Annotated in this window: 16 protein-coding genes; 7 read left to right on the plus strand and 9 right to left on the minus strand. The window is 65.9% G+C overall.

Features of this window, described 5'->3' with window-relative positions; genetic code table 11:
• Nucleotides 1-734: 734 nt before the first annotated feature.
• Both E4P24_RS17200 and aceB read left to right on the plus strand, forming a co-directional pair.
• The gene (locus E4P24_RS17200) at nucleotides 735-1,196 is read left to right on the plus strand and encodes a nucleoside deaminase (RefSeq protein WP_255409753.1); all 462 of its coding nucleotides are present in this window, start codon (nucleotides 735-737) and stop codon (nucleotides 1,194-1,196) included.
• 862 nt (nucleotides 1,197-2,058) lie between these two features.
• The gene (aceB, locus tag E4P24_RS17205) at nucleotides 2,059-3,369 is read left to right on the plus strand and encodes a malate synthase AceB (RefSeq protein WP_188148927.1); all 1,311 of its coding nucleotides are present in this window, start codon (nucleotides 2,059-2,061) and stop codon (nucleotides 3,367-3,369) included.
• Between the two features lie 80 nt (nucleotides 3,370-3,449).
• Here aceB and E4P24_RS17210 read toward each other — a convergent pair whose 3' ends face one another.
• Both E4P24_RS17210 and E4P24_RS17215 read right to left on the minus strand, forming a co-directional pair.
• On the minus strand, nucleotides 3,450-4,214 hold the full coding sequence (locus E4P24_RS17210; protein WP_004041333.1) for an IclR family transcriptional regulator: 765 nt from the start codon (nucleotides 4,212-4,214) through the stop codon (nucleotides 3,450-3,452).
• A gap of 182 nt (nucleotides 4,215-4,396) precedes the next feature.
• On the minus strand, nucleotides 4,397-5,278 hold the full coding sequence (locus E4P24_RS17215; protein ID WP_004041332.1) for a GAF domain-containing protein: 882 nt from the start codon (nucleotides 5,276-5,278) through the stop codon (nucleotides 4,397-4,399).
• 153 nt (nucleotides 5,279-5,431) lie between these two features.
• Between E4P24_RS17215 and E4P24_RS17220 the strand changes: the two genes are divergently transcribed.
• Entirely contained in the window at nucleotides 5,432-8,458 is a 3,027-nt protein-coding gene (locus tag E4P24_RS17220) for an FAD-binding and (Fe-S)-binding domain-containing protein (RefSeq protein ID WP_188148928.1), read from the plus strand.
• A gap of 199 nt (nucleotides 8,459-8,657) precedes the next feature.
• The gene (locus tag E4P24_RS17225) at nucleotides 8,658-9,263 is read left to right on the plus strand and encodes a YqaA family protein (protein ID WP_188148929.1); all 606 of its coding nucleotides are present in this window, start codon (nucleotides 8,658-8,660) and stop codon (nucleotides 9,261-9,263) included.
• A gap of 16 nt (nucleotides 9,264-9,279) precedes the next feature.
• On the opposite strand, the gene E4P24_RS17230 is transcribed toward E4P24_RS17225, so the two are convergent.
• From E4P24_RS17230 to E4P24_RS17255, 6 genes are all read right to left on the minus strand, one after another.
• A complete protein-coding gene (locus E4P24_RS17230) occupies nucleotides 9,280-10,935 on the minus strand; it encodes a multicopper oxidase family protein (RefSeq protein ID WP_115803684.1) in 1,656 nt (551 codons plus the stop codon).
• A gap of 219 nt (nucleotides 10,936-11,154) precedes the next feature.
• Nucleotides 11,155-13,164 (minus strand): PGF-CTERM sorting domain-containing protein, encoded by a 2,010-nt coding sequence (locus tag E4P24_RS17235; protein WP_223174130.1) that lies wholly within the window; start codon nucleotides 13,162-13,164, stop codon nucleotides 11,155-11,157.
• Nucleotides 13,165-13,615: 451 nt separating this feature from the next.
• A complete protein-coding gene (locus tag E4P24_RS17240) occupies nucleotides 13,616-14,467 on the minus strand; it encodes a sugar phosphate isomerase/epimerase (protein WP_004041327.1) in 852 nt (283 codons plus the stop codon).
• Between the two features lie 95 nt (nucleotides 14,468-14,562).
• Nucleotides 14,563-15,525 carry a UbiA family prenyltransferase gene (locus E4P24_RS17245; RefSeq protein ID WP_188148930.1) on the minus strand — a complete coding sequence of 321 codons (963 nt, stop codon included), beginning with the start codon at nucleotides 15,523-15,525 and terminating at the stop codon, nucleotides 14,563-14,565.
• A gap of 45 nt (nucleotides 15,526-15,570) precedes the next feature.
• Complete coding sequence (locus E4P24_RS17250) at nucleotides 15,571-16,446, minus strand: sugar phosphate isomerase/epimerase (RefSeq protein WP_188148931.1); 876 nt, start codon at nucleotides 16,444-16,446, stop codon at nucleotides 15,571-15,573.
• A 3-nt stretch (nucleotides 16,447-16,449) separates the two neighbouring features.
• Nucleotides 16,450-17,229, minus strand: coding sequence for a TatD family hydrolase (locus E4P24_RS17255; RefSeq protein ID WP_006600115.1), 780 nt, complete (start codon nucleotides 17,227-17,229; stop codon nucleotides 16,450-16,452).
• 181 nt (nucleotides 17,230-17,410) lie between these two features.
• On the opposite strand from E4P24_RS17255, the gene E4P24_RS17260 reads away from it, so the two are divergent.
• The 3 genes from E4P24_RS17260 to E4P24_RS17270 all read left to right on the plus strand — a co-directional run bounded on the left by E4P24_RS17260 (nucleotide 17,411) and on the right by E4P24_RS17270 (nucleotide 20,295).
• On the plus strand, nucleotides 17,411-17,620 hold the full coding sequence (locus E4P24_RS17260; RefSeq protein ID WP_115803354.1) for a hydrogenase expression protein HypA/HybF: 210 nt from the start codon (nucleotides 17,411-17,413) through the stop codon (nucleotides 17,618-17,620).
• A gap of 81 nt (nucleotides 17,621-17,701) precedes the next feature.
• Nucleotides 17,702-18,898 carry an inositol-3-phosphate synthase gene (locus tag E4P24_RS17265; RefSeq protein WP_081606137.1) on the plus strand — a complete coding sequence of 399 codons (1,197 nt, stop codon included), beginning with the start codon at nucleotides 17,702-17,704 and terminating at the stop codon, nucleotides 18,896-18,898.
• The gene (locus E4P24_RS17270; protein WP_188148932.1) at nucleotides 18,895-20,295 is read left to right on the plus strand and encodes a nucleotide pyrophosphatase/phosphodiesterase family protein; all 1,401 of its coding nucleotides are present in this window, start codon (nucleotides 18,895-18,897) and stop codon (nucleotides 20,293-20,295) included. Before E4P24_RS17265 ends, E4P24_RS17270 begins: the two co-directional genes overlap by 4 nt.
• 119 nt (nucleotides 20,296-20,414) lie before the next feature.
• Here E4P24_RS17270 and E4P24_RS17275 read toward each other — a convergent pair whose 3' ends face one another.
• Nucleotides 20,415-25,625, minus strand: a complete 5,211-nt coding sequence (locus E4P24_RS17275) for a PVC-type heme-binding CxxCH protein (protein ID WP_188148933.1) — start codon at nucleotides 25,623-25,625, stop codon at nucleotides 20,415-20,417.
• Nucleotides 25,626-25,928 lie beyond the last annotated feature (303 nt).

Raw genomic sequence — 25,928 nt, forward strand, 5'->3', positions numbered from 1 at the left:
ATTCGACCGACCACATCCACCCTATCTGAGTAATTCGAATAATTTGAATTTCCCGAACTACCTCGATTTGTGAATTATGTGGATTGTCTGGAGTACTTCGGTAGTGTCGGTACTGTCGATACGGTGCCCCATCGGGTCGATGCATAATTCGACAACAGGCCATTATCGACCAACTTTACAGTATTTAGATACTCTATCTAAGCCACATACTTCACATTATCTGAATTACACACAGTCTCGAAGTGTATCACCGCGGCCGCGGATTCGGGCGCGCGGAGTCAGCTGCCTAAACGTGCGTAATAAGGATATTGTAGATAACCTAAATTATCTATATTCGTCGAGTAATTCAATTAACTGCAATTCTGTGGCTCGTTCGTCGTCGTCGCAGTATCCACCCAGATGAGAGGAGATACATAATCTGTCTACTTCGGCTTATCATTATACGTCTCGTTATTCAGATTATTTCGCTATCGTCGGTTACCTCGATGGCCCACAGTCGAGATACTGTTCCACATCCAGATACTGTAAATTATTTAAATTACCAGAATTGCTCGGATGTCCCCCGGAACTGCACATCGTTGAGGAATCCGGTGGCGTTCGATTTTCCGGAAAATCCTACTAGCTCAGAATATCGAAAGAATCCACGGAATCAGAATAATTTAGATAACTCGACAAACCCGAATTACGACCCGCCGTTCGATTTAACTCGGTCTCGGGAGTGAGCACAGGCGACCGTGACGACGCACTTCGACGACTTCGACCACGAGAGACACATGCGCGAGAGTTTCGAACTCGCCCGAAAGGCGGCCGCTCGCGGCGACGAACCGTTCGGGTCCGTACTCGTCCGCGACGACGAGGTCATCATGCGCGACTCGAACCGAATCGTGACGGAGTCCGATATCCGACGCCATCCCGAGTTACAACTCGCCTATCAGGCGTGTCGGGAGTACGACGCCGACGAGCGAGCGGCGATGGTGATGTACACCAGCACGGAGCCCTGTCCCATGTGCGCCGGCGGAATGGCGACCGCCGGGTTCGCGCGCGTCGTGTACGGTGTCGGCGGCGACGAAATCGGGGAGTTCACGGGTTCGAATCCCGGCGTTCGGTCGGCCGCAGTTCTCGACGGCGTCACCGAGGTCGTCGGCCCCGTGCTGAACGACGAGGCCCGGCGGGTTCACCGGGAGTACGAGTGGTAGGAGCTAGCCAACCACCGCGACGAACGCCGACTCAACCGGAGCGCGAACGCCCGGAGCATCGGGCGTTTCGAACAGTCAGAAATTCAATAGTTCATTCGAATACCCGTATCAAATATCAATCACAGCTACATTCACAGGTCGACACCGTATCGACGAGCGTTCGGGCCCACTCGCTGAATCTGAATGTCGATACCGGCGGCGTATCTCCTCTAGCTGTATATTCACGGCTGACGAGGGCGCGTTCGAATCGAGCGACGTGTTCGGAACCGCTCCATCTCGTCTCCGAATCTCTCATTCGTGCACCAAACGCTGTTTGTGCTCTGTAATGGGTGTACTACTCAGTTCGGCGGTCGATGAGGTACGTTCGACGACGGCCGTCGTTCGCAATCCGAGCCTCCTGTATCTGACTATCTAATTGTTCTCTTAGTAATATTGAAAATTGATACGAACGGGCAACTCGGTGAAGCCACGTCAAGCTACGGACCGACCCGTCGTCGGCCGGTATCGAGACGAGACGTTGCGCTTGGACTGAGCGACAACGAGTATTTACATAATTCGAACGATGGTCTACCTCACGGCGAACCACCGCAAAGCATTACAACCATATGCTTGTAATCAATTTTCACTTAATCCCATATATCTGTATAATGTGCACACATGACATCATACACATTTACATAATGTAAGTTAGTGATGATAGTGGTGATGAGGCGGTGCGGTGACCGAACGGTGGGGTGTATCGTCGGTCGCACTCGTCGGGTGAGCTCAGGAACGAAATCACGGCGAACCGCCCGAGTTCGACTCGAAGTTGGGCGAGTCTAAATATTTAATATGTTTCGCAAGAGACGTTTCGACTGTCGATATGAGTAGCGACAGAAACTACGAACGAGAGTTCGTACGGACGTTTTTCACCTCGCCGACGGCGGTCAGCGGCGAGAACTCGGCGAAGATGTTGCAGAGCGCGGCCCAACTTCGGGGGATGCAGGCCCCCGACACATGGATTCCGGACAACGAGGACGCCACGGCACCGACGATGCGGGCCGAGGGCGTCCAGAACCTCGTCGAGGTCGTCTCCGAACACGGAGCCGACTTCCCCGGCGAGATTCACCCCCGCGTCGTCTGGCACCGCGACGACCCCTCGACCCGCTACGAGGGCTTCAAGCAGATGCTCGAAATCACCGACCCCGAAAACGGTGCGGTCGAGCACATCGACGGGTTCGTCATCCCCGAGGTCGGTGACCTCGACGACTGGAAGAAGGCAGACGAGTTCATCACCATCATCGAGAACGAACACGGTCTCGACGAGGGAAGCCTCTCGATGTCGGTCATCATCGAGAGCGGCGAGGCCGAACTCGCGATGAGCGACCTCCGCGCGGAGAAGGGCAAGCCCTCCAACAACCTCGAACGGCTGTTCCTCCTCGTCGACGGGCAGGTCGACTACACGAAGGACATGCGCGCCATGACGCCGACCGGCGAGCTTCCGGCGTGGGCCGAACTGCGGCACAACACCTCGCGCGGGGCCAGCGCCGCCGGCTGTATCGCCGTGGACGGCCCCTACGACGACATCCGCGACGTGGAGGGCTACCGCGAACGCATGGTCGAGAACCGCGCCATGGGGATGACGGGTATCTGGGCGCTCACGCCCGGGCAGGTCGTCACCGCCAACGAGGCACCGCTGCCGCCGAAGACCGGCAGTTGGCTCCTCGAACTCGACGACGACGAAATCGAACTCGACGCCGAGGACGGTCGACAGGTGTACGACGGCGACGAACTCTCGCTCGAACAGGTCGGCGACGACAGCTACGTGCTCCGCGTCGACGGCGACGAACAGGAACTCGACGGCGGGGAACTCCACGAGGAGCTGTTGGGCCTGACCACCTACGTCCCGAGCATGGACGACATCGTCGACTCCATGGAGGAGTTCGAGGCGGCCAAGGAGGCCGGCAAGGGCGCGATTGCGATGACGCAGGCGACGACGCTCGTCATCGACGGCGTCGAAGTCGACATCGCCAAGGACCGCATGTGGGACGAGGCGACCTATCAGGCCGCGATGACGCCCGTCGCCCTGTTCCAAGACGTGTACGAGCACCGCCCGGACCAACACGACGCCCTCGAGGAGATGTACGGCGAGGGCATCGTCGAGCGCGCGATGGCCGTCGGGACGGACGACTAACGACCAGCAGTCAGCCTGACAACGCCAGCCAACCCGCACCCGCCATTTTCGCGGTTGGTACCTGAGACGGCGGTGTTTGCCTACGAGAGCGCCGCTTCCAGCGACTCGACGGCGTTCAGCAGTTCGTCGGCGAATTCGCGTTCGAGTCGCGTCATATCCACCTGATACTTCGGGCCGCCGACGCTGAGGCCGCCGACGATACGCCCGTCGCCGTCGTGGACCGGCGCGCCGACGGCGATGAGATTCGGCGCGAACTCCTCGTCGACGACGGCGTACTCCTGAGTCGCGATTTCGTCCAACGCGTCGAACAGCCGGTCGGCGTTCGTAATCGTACCCTCCGACTCCCGCGGCAGGCCCCAGTGGTCGACTATCGACGCCACCTCGTCGCGGTCCAGTTCCGAGAGGATGGCTTTCCCCGCGGCCGTGTTGTGCAGATGGTACTCCGACCGGTAGCGGATGCCGTTCGCGTCCCGTCCCTCGTCGGTCGACGAGCCGTAACACATGAGCAGCCGACCGTGTTCGAAGATAGTGAAGTTCGCCTCTTGGCCGGTCGCGTCGGCCAGTTCGTCGACGACCCGCTCGACGACCTCGTCGCTCGGATACCGATGTCGGGCGCGCTCGCCCAACAGCGCCACCCTGAAACTGACGCGGTAGACGCCGTCGCGCTTGACCAGATACCGACTCTCCAAGAGCGTGTTGAGGTGACTACAAATGGAGCTTTTCGAACTGTCGACCATCGTGTCCAGTTCAGCGAGTGTGAGACCGTCGTGTTCCAGAATGAGGCTGAGAATCTCCAGCGAGGCCTGGGTCGTCTTGAGCCGTCGCCCGGTCACGTTCTCAATCATACACCAATTATTATCATGATGGTTCATAACTGTTGCCATAATGTAAATCAGCTGAACTGCCCCGCCAGCCCGGTCAATCCGGGCATGTTTCTCTCGTATTCCCGCGGGAACAAACGAAATAGAACGGTGGGATGCGTCGAACGCTGTTCGGTTCGCGTGCGTCGTGGCTGTTCGGTCGGCCGTCAAATCGCCCGCGACCGTTTCACCCAGCCGATTCGCGTGATTGCCTCCGCGCCGAGTTGGCCGAGGAGGCCCGCGGCTTCGAGGTCGTGTTCCTCGAACGCGTCGACGACCACGTCGCCGGCGCTGAGCACGCCGTGGCTCCCGATGGGGACGTACAGCCCCGATTGGAGCGCGCCCCGACTGTGGTCGTCTTCGGTGTGCTCGTGGTTCGCGTGGATGACCGGCTCGCCCGTCCGGTACGTCCGCGCGGCCGGCGTGTCCTCGCTGACCGAGTAGTTCGGCCGGTCGCCGGCGCGTTCCAGACACTCCTCGGTCGCTTCGATGGTTTGGAGCATGTTCCGGTTCTCGTCGACCAACCGGACGGTCGTGTTGACGAGGCCGAGGACGTTCTTCGCCGCGTCGGCCAGTATCTCCGCCACCTCCGCCTTCGAACTCGCGTTCCGTAACTCCTGGCTCGTCCGGCGAAGAATCTCGATGCGCTGTTCCTGACGCTTCGTGTCCGTCACGTCCCGCACGACACCGTAGAGCGTGACCGTCTGACCGTCCTCTACCAGCGGGTCGCACGAAAGCCGTATCGACCGCTCGGTCGTTCGCTCGCTCGCGTACCGCACGTCGATAGCAAAGGGCTCGCCGTGTTCGATAGCGTCGCCGAGGCGAACCAACACGCCGTCTTGGTCGCCTTCGGCGTACTGCTCGACGACGTCCGAGACGGTCGGCGTCGCCGCCGCGTCGAACCCGTGTATTCGCTTTGCCTCGTCGCTCCACCACAGTTCGTCGCGCGACACGTCGTAGGACCACACGCCGATACCGGTCAGTCGCTGGAGGCTCGCGAGCAGTTGGTCGACCTCCGTCTTGGACGCCGTCGGGATGGCGCGCGCCACGTCAGTTTGATTCCAGTTCGGTGACCTGACCATGAATGAAGATACGTACCGAGGACGCGACTATAAATCCCCACGTCGGTCGTGAGAGCCGTTCGGGGGACGAGAACGTGTCGCAACACCAGAGGATTTAATCCGTGCGTATGTGTATCATTGATGATGGCAGTTGAAGACGTGCTCGACTCCCCACGGGGAGGAGAGACATCGGCGACGACGCTCGACGTGGACCGTCCGGACGCGACGGCCTACACCGCACTGGCGACGGAGTTACGGGACCGCGTCGACGGCGACGTGAAGTTCGACGAGTACGCGCAGGTGCTGTACGCGACCGACGGCAGCATCTATCAGGCGCGACCCGCGGGGGTCGTCCTGCCGAGGGACGCCGACGACGTTCGCGCCACCGTGGAGACCGCGGCAAACCACGGCGTCCCCGTTCTGCCACGCGGAACGGGCTCCTCGCTGGGCGGTCAGACCGTCGGACGGGGCTGCGTCGTCATCGATTTCACGAAGTACATGGACGATATCGTCGATATCGACCCGCAGGCGAGGCGTGCCACCGTCCAGCCGGGGTGCGTTCAGGACCACCTCGACGCCGCGCTCGCGGACCACGGCCTCAAGTTCGCGCCGGACCCCGCCTCCTCGAATCGCTCGACCGTGGGCGGCGGCATCGGCAACAACTCCACGGGCGCGCACTCGGTCCGCTACGGCATCACCGACGCCTACACCGAGGAGTTGGAAGTGATTCTGGCCGACGGCTCGCTGATTCACACCCGCGAGGTCGTCCTCGACAGCGACGAGTACGACTCGATTCTCGCCCAAGACGACCTGGAGGCGAACATCTACCGGACGGTCCGGACGCTCGTCGAGAACCACGAGTCGGAAATAGAGAACAAGTATCCGAGCCTCAAGCGCTCGGTGTCGGGGTATAACCTCCAGAAAGTCATCTACGAGAACGACGACGGAGAGGCGGTCATCAACCTCTCGAAGCTGTTCGTCGGCGCGGAGGGCACCCTCGGCGTCATCGTCGAGGCGACCGTCTCGCTCGTCACCAAGCCGGACGAGACGGCGCTCGCGCTGTACTGCTTCGACGACCTCGTGGACGCGATGGAGGCCGTCCCGGAGGCGCTCGAATTCCCCGTCAGCGCCGTCGAACTCATGGACGACGAGGTGTTCCGCCTCGCCCGCGAGTCGGAGGGCTACGCCGAGTACGCCGAACCCATCCCCGAGGGCGCGAAGGCGGCGCTGATGCTGGAGTGGGACGACGAACTCGTCGACGACTTCGAGGCCGCGGTCGCGGACACGAACGCCCACTTCGTCGACTCCGGCGCGGCGTTCGACGTGCTCGAAGCCTACTCCGAGGAGAGCCAAGGCCGACTGTGGAAGCTCCGCAAGGCGGCGATTCCGCTGTTGATGAGCCTCGAAGGCGACCCGAAGCCGTACCCGTTCATCGAGGACGCGACCGTCCCGCCCGAAGAACTCGCGGAGTACGTCCAGAAGTTCGAGGACGTCCTTGAGAACCACGGCACGTCGGCCGCGTACTTCGCCCACGCCGGGTCGGGGACGCTCCACATCCGCCCGATTCTGAACCTCAAGGAGAACGAGGGCATCGAGAAGATGCACTCCATCACCGACGACGTGACCGACCTCGTCGTCGAACACCACGGGGCCTTCTCGGGCGAGCACGGCGACGGGATGGCCCGGACCGAGTTCAACCCGAAGATGTACGGACCCGAACTCTGGGGCGCGTTCAAGGAACTGAAGACGGCGTTCGACCCCGACTGGCTGTTCAACCCCGGAAACGTCGTCTACCGCGACGGACCCTCGGACCCCGGCCCGGACAGCGACCGGGGCGTCGGCGCGGACATGCGCGAGAACCTCCGCTACGGTCCTGACTACCAGTCCGTCGAGCCCCAGACCGACCTCGACTTCGACGACGAGGGCGGCTTCTCGCACCTCGTCGAACTCTGTAACGGCTGTGGCACTTGCCGGCAGACCGACTCGAACACCATGTGCCCGACCTACCGCGCCTCGAAGGAGGAAGTCCAGACGACCCGCGGGCGCGCAAACATGCTCCGGGCCGCCATCTCGGGTGAACTCCCCGAGGACGAACTGTACTCCGAGCGCTTCCAGACCGAGGTGATGGACCTCTGTGTCGGCTGTAAGGGCTGTCAGAGCGACTGTCCGACCGGCGTCGACATGGCGAAGCTGAAATCCGAGGTGAAACACCAGTACCACCAGAAAGAAGGCACCAGCCTCCGCTCGCGGGTGTTCGCCAACGTCGACACGCTGTCGAAACTCGGGAGCAAACTCGCCCCGCTTTCGAACGTCGCCGCGGAGCTTCCGGGGAGCCGTCTCCTGCTGGAGAAGGTTCTCGGCATCGCCAGCGAGCGCGACCTGCCGAGTTTCAGCAGCGAGTCGCTGGAGGAGTGGTTCGAGGCCCGCGGCGGGTCGTCGGTGCCGCCCGCCGAGGCCCGCGGGAAGGTGCTTCTGTTCCCCGACACCTACACCAACTACAACTACCCCGAACCCGGCAAGGCCGCGGTCGAGGTCCTCGAAGCCGCGAACGTCCACGTTCGGATTCCGAGCGACCTCGAATCGAGCGGTCGCGCCGCGTTCTCGATGGGGATGCTCGACACGGCCCGCGACCGAGCGCGACACAACGTCGGGCGACTTCGCCCCTACGTCGACGACGGCTGGTCGGTCGTCTTCGTCGAGCCCTCCGACGCGGTGATGTTCCAAGACGAGTATCTCGACCTCCTCGACGGGACGGCCGTCGAACTCGTCTCGGGGTCGGCCTACGGCGTCATGGAGTACCTCGACGCCGCGCGCGCCGACGACCACCTCGACTTCGACGCCCCCGCCGAGACGCTGACGTACCACGGCCACTGCAACCAGAAGGCGACGAACAAGGACCACCACGCCGTGGGCGTCCTGCGACGCTCCGGCTACGCCGTCGACCCGCTCGACTCCAGTTGCTGCGGGATGGCCGGGTCGTTCGGCTACGAGGAAGAGCACTACGAACTCTCGAAGGGCATCGGCGAAATCCTGTTCGGACAGGTCGACGACAGCCCCGGCGACGTCGTCACGGCACCCGGCGCGTCGTGTCGCTCCCAACTCGGCGACAGACCCGGCGAGTCCCGCCCGCCCCACCCCATCGAGAAGATGGCCGAAGCCCTCGACTGACCACGCCACCGACAGCCGACAGCCGATAGCCTGACGCGCTCCCCCCGGACCAGCCAGCCTGACGCGGTTCACGAACCAGCACCGAACTCGCCGCCTTGCACCCGCGGCGACGTTTCGTGCCGCCGGTTCCCACCCGCGGAGCCGACGTTCACGGCCGGCGATACTTATTACTGACAGCAGCGGCTGCGTAGAGACGACGATGCTAGACGTACTGGAGACCGTCGAACTCTCGACCGCGTTTTTCGCCTCGCTCGGCGCGCCGGGGCTGCTGCTCGTGGCGTTTCTCGAATTCTTCTTGCTACCCGTCCCGCCGGACTTGGTGCTGGTCCCGCTGTCGGCGACGAACCCCGGGTTCGCGCTCCCGTACGCAGTCGTTGCGACCGTCGGGTCGGTGTCGGCGGGGCTGGTCGGCTTCCTCATGGGCAAGAAAGGAGGCCGGCGCGCGCTGGACTCGCGATTCGCGGGCGAGCGGATTCACAAGGTGGAGCGCTACTTCGAACGCTCGGGGTTCGTGACGGTCGCGTTCGGGGCGTTCGCGCCGATTCCCGAGGGGTACGAACTGCTCTCCATCGGGTCGGGCGTGTTCGACCTCGACCTCCGGACGTACCTCGCGGCGTCGGTGCTCGGCCGCGGCGGGCGGTACGCGCTCGAAGCGATACTGGCGGTCTACCTCGGTGAAGCCGCCCGGTCGCTCACCGAGGTCGACGTGTACTCGATTATCGGCGTCGCCACCGCGGTCGTCCTCGTCGCGTACGTCGTCCGCAATCGGTGGTTCTCGGACCGCTCGGCCGAGCCGGTGCAGTAAGTCGGCGGAACCGCGGTCAGGCGACTTCGTCGCCGCTTCGCCACTGGTCGATGACTTCGAGCAGCACCTCGGTTTCGAGGGTTTCGTTGCGCCAGTCACCGACCGCGTCGGTCAGCCCCGTCGCGTCGACGACGTTCTCCTCGTTCGCGTAGTCCGCGACGGGGTTCTCGACGACGAACGGAATCATCATCTTGTTGTCCTCGTGTTCGAGCATGTGGCAGTGCCACGGGAACTGTCCGGTGTAGCCCTCGAACGTCACGAGTATCCGCACGCGTTCGCCGGGGTCGACGCGGACGGTGTCTTTCGGCCCAAGTTCGTTGGGGTCCGGCGGTTGCGTCCCGTCGGGTCCGCGGCCGATGACTCTGAACGTGACCAGATGCAGGTGAATCGGGTGTCGCCCGCCCGACTCGTTTTGCAGTTCCCATATCTCGGTCGATCCGAGTTGCGGGTAGACCGGCGCGTCCTCGTCGCCGAAGACGTGGCCGTTCAGCGTGTGCGTGATGAGGCCGTTTCGAACCTCGGTCCCGAGCGTCATCTCGCGGGTCACCCGCGCGTCGCTCTCGTCGTACGAGGCCGGCGTCGGAAGCGACAGACTCGTCGGGTCGGCGCTCGCGTCCTCCGGCGGCGTCGACGGGTCCGAGACGCGGAACTCGACGAGGTCGGTCAGTTCGGGACCCATGTCGGCCCCGTTGGCGAGCGTGAGCGTCTCGCCCGCGTGGTCGGAGAAGTCGACGACGAGTTCGCCGCGCTCGAACGGCGTGAGCAGCAGGGAGTCGAGGTCGCCGTTCGGGCCGATGGGGACGACCGATTCGAGGAAGCCGTGACCGGGGGCGAACTGGTACATCGTCGGGACGCCCGACCCGCCTTCGCTCTCCAGTTGCAGGTCGAACGAGCGGTGATTCGCGCCGTTCAGGATGCGGAACCGGTACCGCCGCGGTTCGACCTCGACGTACGGCCACACGGCCCCGTTGACGACGGCGGTATCGCCGAGGAACGCCGAGACGAACTCCTCGGGGTAGTGCAGCGAGCCGTCGTCGTTGAACTCCTTGTCTTGCAGCAACAGCGGGATGTCGTAGTCGCCCGACGGCAGGCCGAGTTCGCGCTCCGCGTCGGTCGTAATCGAGTAGAGACCGAGAAGCCCGGCGTAGGCGTTGAGTCGCGTGATGCCCAGCGTGTGGTCGTGGTACGTCGACGTCGTTCGCCCCTGTTCCATCGGAAGCTCCTGCCACGCCGAGTCGAACCGCGGTCCCTCGACCCCGCCCGGCGAGGTCCACATATCGGACTGCCCGTCGTTCGCGGGGTCGAGTTCGAGGCCGTGGAAGTGCGTGACGGTCCGAACCTCCGGCACGGGACCGTCGTAGCCGGGGTGGTTCTCCGCGGTCGTGCCGCCGAGTCGGTCGTCGACGGGAAAGAGGTGTTCGCTCGGGAGGCCGCTGTTGTCGAAGCGAACGTGGACCGGGCTCCCGGCGTCCGCCTCGATGGTCGGGCCGGGATACGACCCGTCGAACCCCCAGACCGTCGTCTCCGGCAGGTCCGGGTGAAGCTGTTGGGTGAACTCGGTGACCGCTATCTCGTACGCGTCCGCGCCGTCTCGCTGTCCGTCGGGCTCTCGAACCGACGGAATCGGAAGCGGTTGGACGAACTTCTCCAACGTCGGTGACGCCGCCGACACCTCCGTCGTCGTCTGCGGGAGCGTTCCGGCGATGCCGAGGGCTGCGCCTGTCTGTAAGAACCGCCGCCTAGACCAGTCTGTCATGATGGACCCTGAACTACGACTTGGGAGTTATTATATTAAATCTTCTGAATGTCCGAATCAGGCCCGAGAACGGGCGTCGAGAGCGTGGCTGACCGCGGCGATTCGAGTGCGAGACGGGCGGGCCGTCTCGCTTCGCTAGGTCGCTCGCCGGCGCGCGAGGAGGACCGAGCCGATTACCAGCGCGGCGAGCGCGACCGAGACGCCGAACCCGGGGACGGGCGTGTCGGTCGTGGTCGTCGCGGGCGTGTTATCGTCGGTCGTCGTCTCCGGAGTCCCTCCCGAGTCGCCGTCCGACCCGTCGGAATCGTCGCCTGCGTCGTCACCGTCGTTCGAGTCGTCGCTGTCGCCCGAGTCGTCATCGCCGTCGTTCGAGTCGTCGCTGTCGCCCGAGTCGTCATCGCCGTCGTTCGAGTCGTCGCTGTCGTCACCAGTGTCGTCATCGTCGCCGTCGTCCGGGGAGTCCGTGGACTCGGGCGTATCGGAGTTCTCGTCGTCCGTATCGTCATCATCACTCTCGTCGTTATCGTCGTCATCTCTATCGTCGTCGTCATCGTCACCGCCGCCGCCGCCACCACCACCGCCGCCACCGGCGTCGTCGTCGGAACCGACCGCGAGCGTCTCGACGCCGTCGACGCTCATCTCCTTGCCGTCGGCGTCGAACTGGGTGAACCCGTTGAGCCGGTACGAGGCGTCTTCGTCCACGTCCTCGCCGGCGGTCACGCGATACTGGAGCGTGACGTTCTCGCGGTCGCCGTAAGTGGCGAACAGTTCGTCGTTGGCGTCGCGCACCCCGGAGAAGTCCGCGCCGTCGGCGTCGACGATTTCGACCGACGCGAAGCCGGGGTTGAACTCCTCGACGACGGTGAAGTTCGTCGCCTCGTCGCCGGTGATTTCGACCGAGACGACGGCCGATTCGCCGGGGTCGAGCGTCTCGTCGTCGACCGACCGGGTGAGGTCCCAGTTGTCGTCGTCGTCGGACCCGCTTTGGACGTTGAGCTCGTCCGTCCCGCCGGTCGTCGCCTCGGAGCCGTTGACGTCGGCGAAGCCGTCGAACTGATAGGCCGTTCCGGCGTCCGCGTCGTCGGCCGCTGTCACCTCGTAGACGAGCGAGACCGTCTCGCGGTCGCCGTAGGTCGCGAACAGTTCGTCGTTGGCGTCACGGACGCCGGAGAAGTCCGCGCCGTCGGCGTCGACGATTGCCACCGAGTCGAACGCGGGGGTGAACGCCTCGACCAGCGTGAAGTTCGCCGCCCGGTCGCGGTTGACCTCGACGCGGACGGTCGTCGATTCGCCCGGCGCGAGCGTCTCGTCGTCGACCGACCGAACCGCACCGGCCTCGTCGCCGTCCGACGGCTGCACGCTGATTTCGTCGGTGCCGCCGGTCAGCGATTCAGAGCCGTTGACGTCGGTGAAGCCGTCGAACTCGTAGACCGTGCTAGTCGTCGCGTTATCGGCCGCGGTCACCTCGTAGACGAGGGTGACGGCCTTCCGGTCGCCGTAGGTGGCGAACAGTTCGTCGTTAGCGTCACGGACGCCGGAGAAGTCCGCGCCGTCGGCGTCGACGATTTCGACCGAACCGAACGCCGGGGTGAACTCCTCGACGACGGTGAAGTTCGCCGCCGCGTCCCGTTCGACATCGACCCAGACGGTCGCCGGTTCGCCCGGTTCGAGCGTCGCCTCGTCGACCGACCGGACCACGCTCGCGCCGGCGTCGGACGAGACGCTAATCTCCTCGTCGCCGGTCGTCGAGGCGCGAATATCTTCGAGCCCGAAGTCGCCGTAGCCGGTGAGGTCGTGGGTCGTCGCGGTCGCGTTATCGGCCGCGGTCACCTCGTAGACGAGGGTGACGTTCTCGCGGTCGCCGTAGGTCGCGAACAGCTCGTCGTTGCCGTCGCGCACCCCGGAGAAGTCCGCGCCGTCGGCGTCGACGATTTCGACCGACGCGAAGCCCGGACTCAGCTCTTCGACCACCGTGAAGTTCCCCCGTTCGGAGGCGTTTATCGCCACCGTGACCGTCGTCGACTCGCCGGGCGCGAGCGACGACTCGTCGACCGTCCGAGTGAGCGTCCCGCCGTGGGCGTCCGCGGCGACCGGCGCGATAGCCGCCCCCAGCCCGAGCGACCCGACCACCAGAAGGGCCGCCATCACGACGACGGGGAGCGCACGTCGCACCTCCGACGACAGCCTCGGGCGTGAACTGTCCGGTCTCATGGTGAGCGAGCGGGGTTCGGTCCCGACGGGTCACTCGTTCCGCGAGCGACGTGCGAAGCGGCCGTCGGGGGCTTCGATTCGCCCCGGCGGGTCGCGGTCGTGTGACGGGTCGCGGCCGCCGGCGGTGTCTGTTCGACTCGTCGGTCTGGAGACGGGCGTCTCGGGCGCGCGCTACCTCTGAACGCCGATAGCTGGCTCTCGCTGGAACGCATGCAATCAGCGTGTGAATCGAAATCGGCATGCAAATAGTTAACGATTATCTGACTCAGTCCCGCGCTCGGCGGGCCGCGACGCCACTCGCGGGACGCCGCTCGTCGGAGTCCGAGCCCCATTCGGGGCGATATTCGGTGAGTCGCGCCGCGAATCCGCGCCCGTTTTCGGCGTTTCAGCGGACGTAGTCGGCCAGTTCGTCTCGCGCGCGCCGGGCCGCGTCGTCGGGGTCGTCGGGGTAGGTGTACAGTTCGAACGTGGCGAAGCCGTCGTACCCGATGTCGTCGAGCGCGCCGAAGACGGGGTCGAACTCGATGTCACCTTCGCCGGGGACGAGGTGGTAGTGTTTCCCGCCGCGGCCGCCCGCGATGTCTTCGAGGTGGACGCCCGTGATGCGGCCGGCGCACTGCCGGATGCTCTCGGCCGGGTCCTCGCCGCAGACGGCCGCGTGGCCGACGTCGAAGTTGACGCCGAGCGCGTCGCTCCCCACGTCGTCGATGAGGGTGAGCACCTCCTCGGTGTCCTCGACGAGTAGTTCGGGTTCGAACTCGATGCCGAGGTCGACGCCGACGCGTTCGGCGTAGTCGGTGAGTTCGTCGAGCGAGTCGAGCAGGTGGTCGTAGGCCTCGTCCGGCGGCGTTCCGGGGAGCGCCGACCCGCTCGCGACGCACGCCGCGGGCGCGCCGACCAGCGCCGCGAAGTCGAGCGCGGCCTTCGTGTAGTCGATGCGCCACCGGCGGTCCTCCTCGTCGCCCGAGATGAGCGTCGGGTCGAAGAACGCCGAGGGCGGCGCGTCGTCGTAGTAGCCGCGGGTCGTGTTCGCGTTGACGTTCGACACGGAGAGGCCGGTCTCGTCAAGCGCGGTCAAGACGCGCTCGCGGTCGCGCTCGTCGAAGTCCGCGAGGAACGCGTGCGGCACGTCCGCCAGTATTTCGACCCCGTCGTAGCCGTGGTCTGCGATTCGTCTGATTGCCTCCGGCAGGTCGAAACGCGTGTACGCGTTCGTGGAGAAGGCTAACTGTACCATACGTCGTGGTACAGTCACACATGAATAATTGTTTTGGTACTGTCACTCATTCGGGCCGAAAAACGTGAAGCGAGCCGCCGAGAGAGCCCGTCGGTTCACGACACGTCGAACGCCGACGAGAGGCCGGCCGCCGGGACGACGAACGCCGCCGCGACGACGCCCCACACGGGAGTCAGCAGTCCGGAAAGCGCCCCGTTGAGGACGACGAGACCGAGGACGCACGCGCCGACGGCGGGGCCGATAGTGCTCGGTCGAGGGTCGGCGTAGGCGGTCAGGAGGTCGCGGCCGGTCCACGCCGCGAACCAGCAGAGCAAGCCACCGGCCACGACGACCGTCGCGGTATCGCTCGGGCCGACGCCGACCGCCGCGCCGGCCGCGACCACCGACCCGGCGGCGAGTCCGACACCGGCCATTCCGACCAGCACCGCCCGCGAGTCGCCCGCACCGGTCTCGCGCTCGGCCATGTACGTGACGCCGGCGATGTAGAGCGCGACGACGACCGGCACGAAGAACACCCACGCCGGGAGCGTCAGGGTCGTCGGGGCGGAGGGCGACCCAGCGACGACCGCCATGCCGAGGGCGACGTTCGCCCCCCGACAGCCACCCATGGCGGCGAAGCCCAGCGGCGTGCCCTTGAGCGCGCCGTCGTAGAGCGCGATGAACGAACCGAGGACGGCGGCGACGATTCCGGCGGTCGGTCCCCCGGCGGCCGCGGCGACGACGACCCCGGCACCGAGCAGCGCGATGCCGAGATTTCTCGCTCGCGTGCGCGACACGTCTCCCGACGGAATCGGTCGCTCCGGGCGGAGCCGGGCGTCCTCGTCGGCGTCGGCGTAGTCGTTGAGCGTCGTGCCGGCCGCGTAGAGCAGCACCGAGGCGAGCGCGGTGCCGGCGAGCGACGAGAGCGGAACCGCTGGGCGGCCGCCGCTGACCAGCACCGCCCCGAGGATAACGTCGGGCGGCGCGGTGAACAGGTTCGGGACGCGGACGAGTCTGGCGAGGCTCGAAAGCGAGCGTCGAAGACCGCCGGTCGCGGGTGTCGCGTTCGTTCGGTTCATCGTCGGCCAGTCGCTGGGTTGGGTGCTCGCGTTCGAGCGAGGCGGTCAGGTCCACCCATGGGCTTCGAGGTACTCCATCGCGGTTCGGGCCGTCTCCGCCGCAGTCTCCTGATAGGGGTACAGTTCGACCGTGACGTGGCCGTCGTAGCCGGTCGCCTCGACCGCGTCGAGGAAGCCGTCGATGTCCATCGCCCCCTCACCGAGTTGGGTGTGTTCGTGGGTGCGGTCCGCGGGGATGTCTTCGAGGTGATAATGTGGCGTGTGGGGTTCGAGCGTCTCCACCAGTTCGACCGGGTCCTCGCCGACCGAGTAGAAGTGTCCCGCGTCGAAGTTACAGCCGATTCGGGGCGAGTCGACCCGGTCGACGAGGTCGAGGAAGTCCTCGGAGGTCTCGATGAGCAGGTGCGGTTCGGGTTCGACCAGCACGTCGACGCCGAGTTTCTCCGCGGTGTCAGCGACCTCGCGGAGCCCTCGGACGAAGGCGTCGAGCGCGTCCGCCCGCGTCATGCGCTCCGGGACGGGGCCGCCCGGCGGGACCGAGATGCTGTCCGCGCCGAGCGCGGCCGCGGTGGCGAGCGCGTTCTGCGTGTGCTCGACCCGCGCCTGTCGGTCCTCGGCCGCGAGTTCGACGAACGAGGGGTGGTGAAACGCCTCGGTGTCGCGGTTGAACGTCGCCGCCCGACTCGCCGCGGAGGGCTCGATGGCGCTGAGCATGAACGCGTTACAGTTGCTGACTTCGATGCCGCAGTCGTCGAGAAGCGTCCGAACGCGTTCGAAATCGTCGCCGTCGGCCGTCCCCGGGAACAGATGCGGGTCGTCGAGCAGGATTTCGACGCCGTCGTAGCCGGCGTCGGCGATTGCCTCGACCCCCTCGGTGAGAGTTCGCTGGCGGAACGCGTTCATCGAGAAGCCGAACTCCATCGGTCACACCTCGTAGTGGAAGTTCGGTGACTGGCCGAAGAACTCCCGGGGGTTGTCGTAGACGACCTTCCGGACCTCGTCTCGGTCCCAGCCCCGGTCGAGCATCTTGTCTCGGGCCTTCGGGACCGCGAGCGGGTCCGAGGGGTCCCAGTCGGCGGCGCTGTTGAGCAGCATCCTGTCGGTGCCGTACTCTTCGAGGATGTCGATGGTCGTCTCGGCATCTATCTTTCCGGGGTAGAGGGTGAAGCCGAGCCAGCAGTCGGTTTGCAGCGAGATGTCGACCGTGTTCTCGGTGTTGTGGTCGATGACGATTCGCTCCTCGGTCACGTCCTCGTCTTGAATCATCTCGACGAGTCGCTCGGTCCCCTCGGGCTTCTGGGTGTGCGGGGTGTGGATGATGACCGGCAGTTCGCGCTCCTCCGCCATCCTGAGTTGGCGTCTGAACGCGTACTCCTCGGCCTCGGTCCCCTGGTCGAGCCCGATTTCACCGAGTCCGACGACGTGCTCGCGGTCGAGGTACTCGGGGAGGCCGTCCATCACGGCCTCGGCCATCTCGGGGTAGTTCGCCTCCTTCGGTTCGAGGCCGACCGTGACGTAGTGGTCGATGCCCGCCGCCCGCTCCGCGCGGTCGGTCTCGAACTCGATTATCTGCTCGAAATAGTCGAAGAACGACGCCGCGTGCTGCTTGTCCGTCCCGCTCCAGAACGCCGGTTCGACGCAGCATTCCACGCCCGCGAGTCGGGCGCGCTCGTAGTCGCTCGTCGAGCGAGACACCATGTGCATGTGCGGGTCGATAATTGGTATCGACATGTGACCTACCTCTCTGATGGTAGTTAATCATTGTTTCGGTGGATTCGGTGACGGCCGGGGGGCGGGGGCGCCACGGCCGCGCAACGCCCGGCCGACGCGGCCGCGAGCGACGGCGGAGACAGCTATTTACTCGTCCGCGCCGACGCCGTAGTCGATGCCGGAACACTGTCCGTTCTGCGGCGAGCCGATAGAATCGACCCGCGTCACGCCCGAGGACGGTCGCCCCTACGAGGAGTGGCGCTGCGCCGACTGCGACGAGACGTGGCGACACCCCGAGGAGACGGTTCTCGACCGGTCTCTCGATTTCAGCAAGCACGGCGACCAACTCGACAGGCGGGACGTCGACACCGACCTCGACTGGTGAGCGGTCGCCCGCCGGTACCGACGCGGAAACAATCATGATTGACGGACAAGGTTATGTATCGGCCACCGCAATCGTGAGTCGATGACAGTCGGAGTGTGGATTATCGGAGCCAGAGGTAACGTCGCGAGCGTCTCGATGACCGGCGCGCGCGCAATCGCTCGCGGAGTCGCGGACACGACCGGGATGGTGACGGCCCGCGAGCCGGTGGCCGCGCTGGACCTCCCCGCCGTCGACGACCTCGTGTTCGGGGGCCACGACATCCGGTCCCAGCGAATCGAGGAGACCGCCGAGGAGATGGCGGGCCACGGCGGCGTCGTGGCACCAGACACCCTCGACGCGGTCCGCGAGGACCTCCGCGAAATCGACGAGCGCGTCGAACTCGGGACCGCCCGGCGGTGCGGCGAGGCGGTCGAAGGGATGTCCTCGGAGACGACGGGAGAGGACGTGTCGGTTGCCGACATCGTCGAGGAGATACGGGCCGACTACGCCGCCTTCGCGGACTCGCAGGGCGTCGACCGGTTGGTCGTCGTGAACGCCGCGTCGACCGAGCCGCCGATTCCGACGCCCGGCGACTACGACACGCTGGCGGCGTTCGAGACGGCGGTCGAGCGCGACGACCCGAACCTCCCCGCGAGCGCCTTGTACGCCTACGCTGCGCTCCTCGACGGCCACCCGTACGTGAACTTCACCCCCAGTACCGGCTCCTCGCTCGGCGGCCTCCGCGAACTCGCGGAGCGAAACGAGGTGCCGCACATGGGCCGCGACGGGAAGACCGGCGAGACGCTGATGAAGTCCGCGCTCGGGCCGATGTTCGCGGGGCGGAACCTGCGGGTCCTCTCGTGGGAGGGCCACAACATCCTCGGCAACAGCGACGGACTCGTCCTCGAAGACGACGCGAACAAGGCGGGGAAGATAGAGAGCAAGGGGAGCCTGCTGGACGACATCCTCGGCTACGAGACCCACAACGCCGTCCGCATCGACTACACGCCGTCGCTCGGTGACTGGAAGACCGCGTGGGACCACGTCCACTTCGAGGGCTTCCTCGGGACGGAGATGAAGATGCAGTTCACGTGGGAGGGGGCTGACTCGGCGCTCGCGGCCCCGCTCGTTCTCGACTTGGTTCGGCTGGCCGCCTTTGCCGACGAGCGCGGAGAGGGCGGGACGATGTCCCACCTCGCGTCCTTCTTCAAGTCGCCCGAGGGCGTCGACCGCCACGAACTCTCCGAGCAGTTCCGCCTCCTCTACGACTACGCGGAGCGCCACGCGGAGGGAGCGTGACGACTCGCGACCCCTCAGCCGCGGGCGCGTCCGGTGCCGGGCGCGTCGTCGTCCTCGATATCGTCGGCCTCCAACAAACGCACCTCGAGGAAGGGCTGGCACCGAACGTCGCCGACTTGCTGGCCGGCAAGCCGTCCGGCCCGCTCGAACCCTCGTTTCCGAGCGTCACGGTGCCCGCGCAGACGACGCTCTCGACCGGGCAGTCGCCCGCGGCCCACGGCGACGTGTCCAGCGGCGAGTTCGACCGCGAGCGACAGGTCGCCGAGTTCTGGGAGCGCGACCGAGGAGGCCGAACCCGGCTGTGGGAGGTCGCGAGCGACGAGGCGGGCCTCACCACGGGCGCGCTGTTCTTCCAGCACCTCATCGGCACGAGCGCCGACGTGGCCGTCACGCCGTCGCCCATCGAAGACGAGGACAACACCCTCATCGAGATGGACTGCTGGACGACCCCCGACGGCTTCTACGACGACCTCCGCGAGGAGTACGGCCACTTCCCGCTGCACAACTACTGGGGGCCGGTCGCCGACGAGCGGAGCAGCGAGTGGATTCTCGCGGCCGCGCGGGAGTCGATAGCGCGGTACGACCCGGACCTGCTGTGGGTGTACGTGCCGCACCTCGACTACGACGCCCAGCGGCACGGCCCCGACTCGCCGGAACTCCGGGAGGCCGTCGGCGTCGTCGACGACCTCGTCGGGGAGTTCCTCGACCGGCTCGAAACGACGCCCCGCTGGGCCGAGACGGCGGTCGGCGTCGTCAACGAGTACGGCTTCAACGCGGTCGACACCCCGGTGTTTCCGAACCGGGCGCTCCACGAGGCGGGCCTGCTCGCCGTGCGCGACGACGACGCGGGCGGCGAGGAAGTCGATATCGCCGGGTCGTCGGCGTTCGCCATGGTCGATCACCAAATCGCGCATGTCTACACCGACCGCCCGACGGCCGCCCGAAAGGTGCTCGAATCGCTCCCCGGCGTCGACGCGGTGCTCGAAGGGGAGGCCCGGGGCGACGCGGACCACCCGAACGCCGGCGACCTCGTCGTCGTCGCGGACGCGGACGCGTGGTTCCAGTACTACTGGTGGACCGACGACGCCGACGCGCCGTCGTACGCGACGGAGATGGACATCCACGCCAAGCCCGGCTTCGACCCGTGCGAACTGTTCCTCGGCGACGAGGGACTCGTGACGCTCGACCCGACGAAGGTGTCGGGGTCGCACGGCCGCATCGACCCAGACACGCGCGGCTTCTACGGCTTCGGCGGGCCGGCGGCACCCGACGGCCCGTCCGACCGAATCGTCGATGCGCGGCGGTTCGCGCCGACGGTCGCGGACCTCCTCGGCATCGCAGAGGACGTGTCGCTCGCGTTCGAGCGCCCGTCGCTGTTCGCCGGGCCACAGGCGTAGGTTCGGCACTACCGCGACGCGCTCGAAGTACTGATTTTCCGCGTCGCTCGGTTCGAGTTCGAGAGTACGATACAAAAGAAAAGCCGCCGCGGACCGCGGTCGGAACGCGTCTCGCCCGCTCAGTTCCCGCCCGAACTCGCGATTTCGATGGTGCCGCGCATCCGTAGCTGGTGGGCGCGACAGACGTACTCCGCCATCGCGTCGGTGACGGTGAACGTGACGGTCTGTGACTCGCCCTGCGTCGAGAGGTACGACGTGGAGATGTCGTTGACGGTGGAGTCGTCGCCGTTGACGATTTCGAAGTTGTGGGGCGCGCCGTTGCGGTTCGTCCACGTGAGCGTGTACTCGCCGCCGGCTTCGAGGGTGAGCGTCGGATTCGTCGCGTCCGCGATTCCGGACGGCGCGACGCCGGTCCAGCCCTCGTTGCTCTCGGCTTCGAGTTCGATGGTCGAGCCCGACGGGACGACATCGCTCCCGTCGTCGTCGCTGCCGCCGTCGTCGCCGCCGCCGCTCGTCGCCTCGACGTGCGCAGTGACGCGGTCGTAGACGAGCTCCAGCCCGTTGCCGGAGCCGCCGATGCGCGTCAGTTCGGTGTCGTCGAACCAGACGGTGCCGGTGGCGTCGCCCCAGCCGCCGAACAGCAGGTTAAGCTGGAACTCGCCGGGCGACGCCCCGGTCGAGAACGTCGTTTCGAGCAGTTGCCAGCCCTCGACGGGCTCCGTGTAGTAGTCGGTGACAGAGCCCTGTCCGAGTGAGTGGACGTTGATGGTGACGCCGTAGGAGCTTCCGATTTCCCCGGTTCCGTCCTCGGAGTTGCTGAAGTCGTCCGAGGTCCTGACCCACGCCCGGAAGCGGTACTCCGAGTTCGGTTCGAGGTCGTCGCGGTACTGGGTCCACGACGCATCCGCACCCTCCGTGGAGTCGACGCGGACGCTGTACTCGCCCGTCCGCGAAACGTCCGAGGTGTAGGTGAACTCGGCCGTGCCGCCGTAGGTGATACCCTCCCAGTTCGCCGGAGTCTCGGGGTCCGACGGGGAGTCGGTTCCCGCTCCCTCCTCGAACGACGCGTTCGGCAGGAGGTTGTTCCCGTCGGGGTCGGTCAGCGAGACGTTGTCGAACCACGCCGTCCCGGTGGCCGTGCCGTAGCCGCCGAACAGGCAGTTAATCTGGACCGTCGTGGTGTCCGCGCCCGTGGTGAACGTGGTACTCACCTCCGTCCAGTCGTTCGTCCCGGTCAGCGGCTCCGTCTCGAAGTCCGTGCTGTGGACGTTGAACAGCGCGCCGCGGGCAGAGTCGCTCGCCTGCACGTTCTCGGTCCGTATCCAGCCGCTGAGGGTGTACTCCGTCTCGGGCTGGACCGAGATGCCGTCGACGAGCCAGACCGCGTCCGCGCCCTCGGTGGACGAGATTTGGACGCTCTGACTGCCGTCTTGGCCCGCGTCCGCGTAGGTGTACTCGGCGGTGCCCGTGAACGTGTTCGTCGACCAGTCGGCGGGCATCGCCGGCTCGCTGCTGCCGGTGCTCTCTTCGAAGGAACCGTTCGAGAGCACGTCGGTGCCGTCCGGGTCGGTCAACGAGACGCTGTCGAACCACGCCGTCCCCGTCGCCTCGCCGTAGCCGCCGAACAGGCAGTTAATCTGGAGCTCTTCGAGGTCGCCGCTGTCGATGGTGGTGCTCAGTTCCGTCCAGTCGTTGGTGCCGGTCAGTCCGGACGGGATGGTGTCCCACTGCGTGCCCGAGTCCGTGTTCGCTATCTGCTCGACGTTGATGGTCGCGCCGAGCGGTCCCTCACCGATTGCGGTCCCGTCGACGAGTTCGAGGCCGTCGGTCCTGACGTACGCGGAGAGGGCGTACTCGGTGTTCGGGTCGACCGCGACGGTCGTGTTCCACGAGGCGTCCGCGCCCTCGGAGGACGACACCTGGACGCTCCGGTCGCCCTCGTAGCCCGTCTCGGCGTACGAGAACTCGGGCGACCCGGAGTAGTCCGTGTTCGACCAGCCGGCGGGCATCGCGTCGGCGTCGCCGGTGTCGCCGCCGGCGGGCGTCTCGAACGAGGGGTTTTCGAGGAGGTTCGGCAGGTCGTCGCCGCCGTCGCCGCCGTCGCTCGTGTCCTCGTTTGCCTCGTACGCCGGGATGAAGCCGTCGGCGTGGGTCGCGCCGGCGAGCGACGCCGCGTCGACGAGAACCGTGTCCCGGTAGTTCGACTCGTCGCTAATCATCTGGTAGACCGCCTCGCCGGACGCGTCGTCGGCCGGCGTCTGCGCGAGCGCGACGAGCGCCCACATGGCGACTCGCCCGTCTTCGTCGTCGAGGAGGCCGTTGTCGAGAATCGCCCCCCGCGTCTCCGCCGTCGACGGGAGGACGCGGAGCGCGGTGAGCCTGACGCCCGCCGAGGAGTGGGTCAGCGCGCCGAGCGCGGCCTGAATCGCGGTCGCGTTTCCGGCGTCGGCGTCGAGCGCGCCGAGGCCGTGCATCGTCCACAGCGCGTGAATCGCCGCCGGGTCGAGGCCGGTTTCGTCGAGCGTCTCCGTCGCGACGAGGTCGACGAGCGCCGAGAGCGCGCCGGTCTCGTTCCGTTCGACCAACAGCCGTTGGGCCGTCTGCCGCCAGAACATGTTCGTGTTCGACAGCGCCGCCACGAGTTCTGAGACGCTCGCGTCCGAGAGGTCGGTCGGCTCGTAGCCGTCGTCGTCGCCGTAGACGACGCGGAAGAGCCGGGCGGTCGCGTGGTCGCGAACCTCGGACATGTACGCGTTTCCGGGGCCGTTCTCGAAGCCGTCGGGTGTCGGGTTGTGCTGGTAGATGTAGTTGTACCAGTCGATGAACCAGAGCATGCCGTCCGGGCCGACGGAGGAGTACGACGGTGCGAACCACGCATCTGTCGCGGCCGCGATGTTGTGGGCGTAATGGTTGGTGTAGCCCGCGCCGTCCTGCGAGAGGAAGAACGTCCCGAGCAGGTTACCCGTTCCGCCGCCGACGAAGCCGGTGTTGTTCCAGTACTTCTCGGGATATTCACGCGCCGTGTAGATGGTGTGACCGGTCGCCGCGGTGTAGCCACCGTGGAGGTCGACCTGCCGGACGCGGTCCGTGACCGGAAGGAATCGGTTCGTGTCGGACGCCGCGCCGAAGTCGTTCGGCCCGGTCCCCTCGATGAGGTCGTAGTACTGATGCGGGATGGCGAAGTAGTTGCTCGGTCGCCCGGAGGTCGCCGCCGAGCCGAAGGCGAGGCCCTCCTCGGTGAAGCCGAGGCCGGCCTGGTTCCCCGGGAGCGTGCCGACGATTTCGAAGTCCGTGACTGAGCCGTCTTCCAGCTTGAATCGGAAGACTGAGGAGCTGAAGTTTCGCTCCTCGCCGGCGACGGTGCCGCTGAAGCCGGAGTAGCCGACCTGTCCCCAAATCCAGTTGTCGATGCCGTGGGCCAGTTCGTTGGGGCCGGCGTGGGTGTCGCCGTTGCCGAACCCGGAGAACAGGACCGTCCGCTCGTCGGCCTCTCCGTCGCCGTCCGTGTCAGCGAGGTGGACCATCTTCCCGCTCTCGCCGGGGTCGTCGAGGTCCGCAACGACGACGCCGTCGTCGACGACCACCATGCTCGTCGGAATCGAGAGGCCGTCCGCGAAGACGGTGAACTCGTCGGCCTCGCCGTCGCCGTCGGTGTCCTCGCAGACGACGATTTTGTCGCGGTTCTGCCCGAGTTCGTTCGGGTAGTCGCGGGTGACAGACAGCCAGACGCGACCCCGCGCGTCGAACTTCGCGTCGAGGATGTTCCCCCGCGCGTCGTCCGGCAGGTCGGCCTCGGTGACGAACGGTTCGAGGTCGAACCCCTCCGGCGTAATCGTCCGCCGGACCGTCTCGCTGGGGTTCAGCGCCCGCTGCATCCTGTTCCAACTCGTCCCGCTGCCGACCTCCTCGGGGACCTCCGGCGTCAGGAGGCTCCCCTCCGGCGGCGGATAGTACGGGATGTCGGCGTCGATGAACTCCAAGTCGTTGAGAACCGTGGTGTCGTCGGCGATGGTATCTTCGTTCTTCGTGACCCAGCGAATCGCGTTCTCGATGAGCGCCTTGAAGCCGTCGGTCGCCCACGGCGCTCTGCCGTGACCCCACGCGGTGTAGAAGACGCGGCCGTCGCCCTGAGTGCGGGTCCACGACCACGGTTCGCCTTGGTCGCGTCCCTCGTCGTACTCGGGGATGCTGTCGCCCTCGGGGAACTGCGCGTAGGCGAGTACGTCGATGTCGTCGTTGAGGTTCGTGTGGCGATACGTCTCGTCTTCGACCGTGATGGGGTCGAGGGTCGACAGGATGGGGTGGCTCGGCTGGGCGAAGTTCGTCGTCATCTCGCCGTAGTTGTGGGCGGCGAACTCGCCGCCGACGAGGTTCATGTAAGCGTCCGAGCCGGTGAAACAGGCCGAAGCGCTGTGAATCGGGATGAAGCCGCCGCCGTTCTCGACGAACTCGACGATGGACTGCTCCTGTTCCGCGGTCAGCGATTGACCGTAGTTCGCGCCGCGGTTGTCTATCATAACCCACGCGTCGTAGCGGTGGAGCACGTCGGGTTCGAGGTCTTCGAGTCGGTCGGTGTACTGGACCTCGATACCGCGGTTCAGCATGTACTCGGTGAGCTGGACCTGCCGTGCGGGCGCGTTGTGACTGCCGCCCTGCGGGCCGCCCATCATGAGGACGCTGATGGTGTCCTTGGCCGGCGGCGGCGTTATCTCGACGCTTCCCCGCATCTGCTCGGGGTGTTCCTCGGCGTAGTACATCGCCATCGACGACTCGGCGGTGAAGCTGACCGTCTCCGAGTCGCCGGAGCCCTCCATCGTGGAGAACGACTCCATCACCTCGCCGGTCGGGTCCGCGAGCATGAACGTGATGTCCTCGTCCATGGCGTTCGAGAGCTCGATTTCGTACTCCTCGCCCTCGTGCATGACGAGCGTCGGATTGGCCGTGTCCGCCATCTCGTCTGGCTCGGTCGCGACCCACGAAAACGAGTCCGCCGCGGTCTCGATTTCCGTCCCGTTTCGCCAGCTGTTGATGCCCGTCAACAGGGAGTTGGTCGTCAGGTCGCCCTCGCGCCAGTCGGATATCGCGTCCGCGAGACCCGACCCCTCGATGACGGACTCCTCGTTCGTGTACGCCGCGAGGACGTCGCCCTCCGTCGCCACGAGGCGAATCGTGTCGTCGGCGGTGAGCTGTTGCGCCTGCGCGACGCCGCTGGCCCCGAGGAAGTTCGCCGCCCCCGCGCCGCTTACCTTCATGAAGTCGCGTCTGTTGATGTTCAGTCGGTCGCCGTCGTCGTCCGGGTTCGATTCCCGTGTCGTGTCGTCGTGTGTCATAGTGTTGCGTCGGTCGCTGTCGTCGGTTACCGTTCGATTCAGGGTTGCGCTGCTCTCGGGGAGCGCACCCCGGCCGCGTCCCCCGCCAACGGGCCGAGCGGACAGACGGCTCTCCCCCCGCGCGCTCGCCCGAACCGCTCGACGAGGTGTGACGGGTGTATCGCCGTTACGTCCGCAGGCTCATTGTGGTGGGCTACCGAATTTCATGAACTAACATTACTTGAATGTACTGTCCGGCGGCAAGGAGCGACCGCCCGGTTCACCGCCTCAGTCGCCGGTGAACGTTGGCCTAACCCCAATGTT

It is taken from the genome of Haloferax sp. AS1, from assembly GCF_014530665.1.
GTDB classification, from domain to species: Archaea; Halobacteriota; Halobacteria; order Halobacteriales; family Haloferacaceae; genus Haloferax; species Haloferax volcanii.